The sequence below is a fragment of the Arthrobacter sp. NPDC080031 genome (assembly GCF_040702485.1).
Classification (GTDB): Bacteria; Actinomycetota; Actinomycetes; order Actinomycetales; family Micrococcaceae; genus Arthrobacter.
Genome location: NZ_JBFBLA010000055.1, coordinates 1 through 3,907, shown reverse-complemented (window position 1 = coordinate 3,907; position 3,907 = coordinate 1). Strand labels below are relative to the sequence as shown.

Here is a 3,907-nt window from a genome sequence, read left to right as displayed (position 1 = left end):
ACTGCACCCGGGAGGGTGTGGGAGAGTAGGACACCGCCGGACAACCATTCACGGCCAGGCCCCGACACACACGTCGGGGCCTGACCCATTTAACACACGAACCGCACCGGGCCCGGCTCACATATCAACGGTTCCAGGCCGACGCCCGTTCACCTATATGCCCGAAATCCCACACCCCGGCTCACATATCAACGGTCACGGGCCAACGCCCGTTCACCTATATGCCCGAAATCCCACACCCCGGCTCACATATCAACGGTCACGGGCCAACGCCCGCTCACATATATGCCCGAAATCCCACACCCCGGCTCACGTATCAACGGTTCCGGGCGGACCCCGGCTCACCTATCGACCCCTCCGAGATACAGGTTCGCGTCGACCCTTACAATGTCAGGATGAGTAGCATGCAACAGGTTACTCCCGGAGTGTCGCTGACAGCCCAGGCCACAGACATGCTGCGGGCCGCAATCACGTCCGGCGAGATGACCCCCGGAGAGCACTATTCCGCGATTGGGCTAGCCGAGAGACTCGGCGTGTCCAGGACGCCGGTACGTGAGGCCCTGCAGCTGCTCGAGAAGGAGGGCATCGTCCGGATCGAGAAGAACCGCGGTGTCCGGGTGCTGCAGATTTCACTTGATGAGATTGTGCAGATCTTCCAGATACGAATTCTTCTTGAGCCCCCGGCAGCGGCTCGGGCCGCCGAGGTTGTCACCGAGGATGACCTTGAGCATTTCCGGGTGTTGCACGGGCGCATCCTGGACGCTGCGGCTGGCGATGATGGTCCCGGCACCCTGCAGGCGGACAAGGAATTCCACCTGTTTCTCATCGGCTTGGCGGGCAATCCCCGGCTGATGGCGCTGGATGGAGAACTCCGCAATCTCGTTCTCGCCCAAGGGTTGGTGACCATCCCGTCAATCCGAAGCACTCGGGACTTGGCTGACGACCGTCGAGGCATCCTGGAAGCATTGGAGCGACGGGACCCTCAAGCTGCATCGACGGCGGTTCGCGAACATGTCACCCGCACCGCCCGGCTTCTCATTACAGGTGTTTGCGCGAGAACGCCGGGACTGTCTGCTGATGCGTATCTTGCGAAGCTGGATCAACTGTCGCAATTCCGGGGCTGACTCCGATACGACGAGGAATTGTTTACACGACGGAGACATTCCCTTACAGTTGCATGCAACATACAACCATCAAGGGAGATGTGTCGTGACGTCTTCAGTGGGCAGGCCCCGCGGTCTGCCGCAGCCTTTGGCTGGCATTCGGATCGCGGACTTTTCGCGGGTTCTTGCGGGACCGTTGTGTTCCATGATGCTGGCCGACTACGGTGCCGAGGTCATCAAGATCGAAGGTCCTGCCGGCGACGATACCCGCGCGTGGATCCCGCCTGTGGAAGCTGATGGGACCGGCACCTATTTTGCAAGCGTCAACCGGAACAAGAAATCCGTTGTTGCCGATCTCAAGTCCGATGACGGGTTGAGCTATGCCCGCGCCCTCGTGGCCGGCTGCGACGTCGTCATCGAAAACTTCCGGCCTGGCGTCATGGCGAAATTCGGTCTGGATTATCAGACCGTCTCCGAGAGCCGGCCGGACATCGTCTATTGTTCGATCTCCGGCTTCGGGACCGGCGCCGGCGCAGATCTGCCCGGCTATGACCTGCTCGTGCAGGCGCTTGGCGGTCTGATGAGCATCACTGGCCAACCGGGAGGAGAACCCAGCAAGGTCGGGGTTGCGCTGGTCGACGTCCTCACAGGACAGAATGCGCTAGCCGGGATCCTGATGGCGCTGCGGGTTCGCGATGCCACGGGGACCGGCCAGCAAGTGCAGGTCAACCTCCTCTCCTCGCTCCTTGCAGCCCTGGTGAACCAGGGCGCGGCCGCCTTGGCCACGGGCAATTCGCCTGGCAGGCTCGGCAATGCCCACCCCAGCATCGCCCCCTATGAGACATTCCGCACTGGCGGCGGCACGCTCGCCATCGCTGTCGGCAACGACCGGCAGTTTGCGGCGCTGGCGTCAGCTCTAGGGCTCAGGGGTTTGCACGAGCAAGCGAGGTTCCTCACTAACGAACGCAGAGTAGCGTCCCGTGAGGAGCTTCGGATTGTGATCGAGGCTGCTCTCCAGGCTGACACTGCTGCCAGTTGGCAACGGAAAATGCTCGCTGCAGGTGTTCCTGCGGGCAGGGTCAACAACGTCGGCGAGGCCTTCGAACTGGCTGAGAGCCTGGGGCTGGAGCCATCAATCGTTGTCACCGATCCCGCAACAGGCCGGGAGTCCCGGCAGCTTGCCAACCCCATCCGGCTCTCCGAAGCAGCACCGGACTACCGGCAAGTTCCCCCGGCCCTTGGCGAGCACCAAGGGTCCATCTTCTAATCCCCAAGCACTTCCGTGAAAGGCGCATAAATGTCCGATATCAGCGATCTGATCGATTTTGATTCCCTCCTCAGCGCGGATGAATGTGCGCTGCGCGATTCGGTGCGCGCCTTCGTGGATAGCGAAATCAAGCCATACATCGCAACCTGGTATGAAAAGGCCATTTTCCCGCTGGAACTTGTCCCCGAACTCGCCAAAATGGGCCTACTGGGGATGCATCTAAAAGGCTACGGATGCGCCGGCCGATCCGCCGTCGAGTACGGCCTGGCCGGCGCGGAACTTGAGGCCGGCGACTCCGGTTTGCGCACTTTCGTCTCGGTGCAGGGCTCATTGGCGATGAGCGCGATCTACAAACACGGTTCGGATGAACAGAAGGCCGAATGGCTGCCGGCGATGGCCAGGGGGGAAGCGATCGGCTGCTTCGGCCTCACCGAGCCCGCTGCCGGCTCGGATCCAGGTGGCATGACTACGTTTGCGCACCGCGACGGTGGCGACTGGATCCTCAACGGAGCAAAACGCTGGATCGGCCTGGCGTCCGTAGCCAAAGTCGCCATCATCTGGGCCCAGACCGACGGCGGTGTCCGCGGCTTTGTAGTCCCTACCGAGACCGCTGGATTCACGGCTACGCCGATTGAGCCCAAACTGTCCATGCGAGCCTCCATCCAATGCGATATCGAATTGTCCAATCTGCGACTACCCGAGACTGCGGTGCTGCCGAACGTCGTCGGGCTCAAAGGCCCCTTCTCGTGCCTGAACGAGGCGCGCTACGGAATCATCTGGGGCGCCATGGGCGCCGCCCGCGATGCGTTCGAGGCAGCCCTCGACTACTCCAAGGGACGCCTGCAGTTTGGCAGACCGCTGGCCGGTTACCAGCTGACCCAGCAGAAGTTGGTTGACATGGCTCTGGAGATCAACAAGGGATTCCTCCTCGCCCTGCACCTCGGGCGCAAGAAGGACGGCGGCACGTTGCAACCGGACCAGATCTCAGTCGGCAAACTGAACAACTGCCGCGAGGCCATCAAAATTGCGCGCGAAGCCAGGACGATCCTCGGCGGCAATGGAATCACGCTGGACCACTCACCCTTGCGGCACGCTAACAACCTGGAATCCGTTCGCACCTATGAAGGCACCGACGAAGTCCACACCCTCATTTTGGGTAGCAAGCTCAGCGGTATCGCGGCCTTCCGTTAGGCGGGCCCGACGGCGGAACCCGCGTTCCGCCGTCGACGTCGCCGCGGCGTGGATTTGCGCGGTGTACTGAAGCCGTGTAATGTCTTCTAAGTCGCCGCGAGGGAGACAGCCTAGAGCTGGGAACCACGGGTGGCCACCCCTTCGAATTGAGCCCGGAACGGCTGATGCTTTGCGCGTCGCAATTCGAGGGGAATTCGAATTGTCAGCCCGAAATTGGTCGAAATACTGATTTGCTAAGCGGTGATGGTTCGGGTAAGTTTGAAAAGTTGCTCCGGAGCGATCCTGGACCCTGTGGGGTGTGGGTGGTGCCGGGTGTGTCTGTTGTTTGAGAACTCAATAGTGTGCC

General features: G+C 61.5%; 3 protein-coding genes. All 3 read left to right on the top strand.

Annotation, left to right across the window (positions count from 1 at the left end; translation table 11 throughout):
• Nucleotides 1-395 precede the first annotated feature (395 nt).
• The 3 genes from AB0323_RS23880 to AB0323_RS23870 all read left to right on the top strand — a co-directional run bounded on the left by AB0323_RS23880 (nucleotide 396) and on the right by AB0323_RS23870 (nucleotide 3,561).
• Complete coding sequence (locus tag AB0323_RS23880; RefSeq protein ID WP_366179535.1) at nucleotides 396-1,124, top strand: GntR family transcriptional regulator; 729 nt, start codon at nucleotides 396-398, stop codon at nucleotides 1,122-1,124.
• An 85-nt stretch (nucleotides 1,125-1,209) separates the two neighbouring features.
• Nucleotides 1,210-2,370 (top strand): CoA transferase, encoded by a 1,161-nt coding sequence (locus AB0323_RS23875; protein WP_366179534.1) that lies wholly within the window; start codon nucleotides 1,210-1,212, stop codon nucleotides 2,368-2,370.
• Between the two features lie 30 nt (nucleotides 2,371-2,400).
• Nucleotides 2,401-3,561 (top strand): acyl-CoA dehydrogenase family protein, encoded by a 1,161-nt coding sequence (locus AB0323_RS23870; protein ID WP_366179533.1) that lies wholly within the window; start codon nucleotides 2,401-2,403, stop codon nucleotides 3,559-3,561.
• Nucleotides 3,562-3,907: the final 346 nt, after the last annotated feature.

Coding starts and splice junctions, on each gene's coding strand:
- AB0323_RS23880 (WP_366179535.1), top strand. CDS start 396: ATGAGTAGCATGCAACAGGTTACTCCCGGAGTGTCGCTGACAGCCCAG.
- AB0323_RS23870 (WP_366179533.1), top strand. CDS start 2,401: ATGTCCGATATCAGCGATCTGATCGATTTTGATTCCCTCCTCAGCGCG.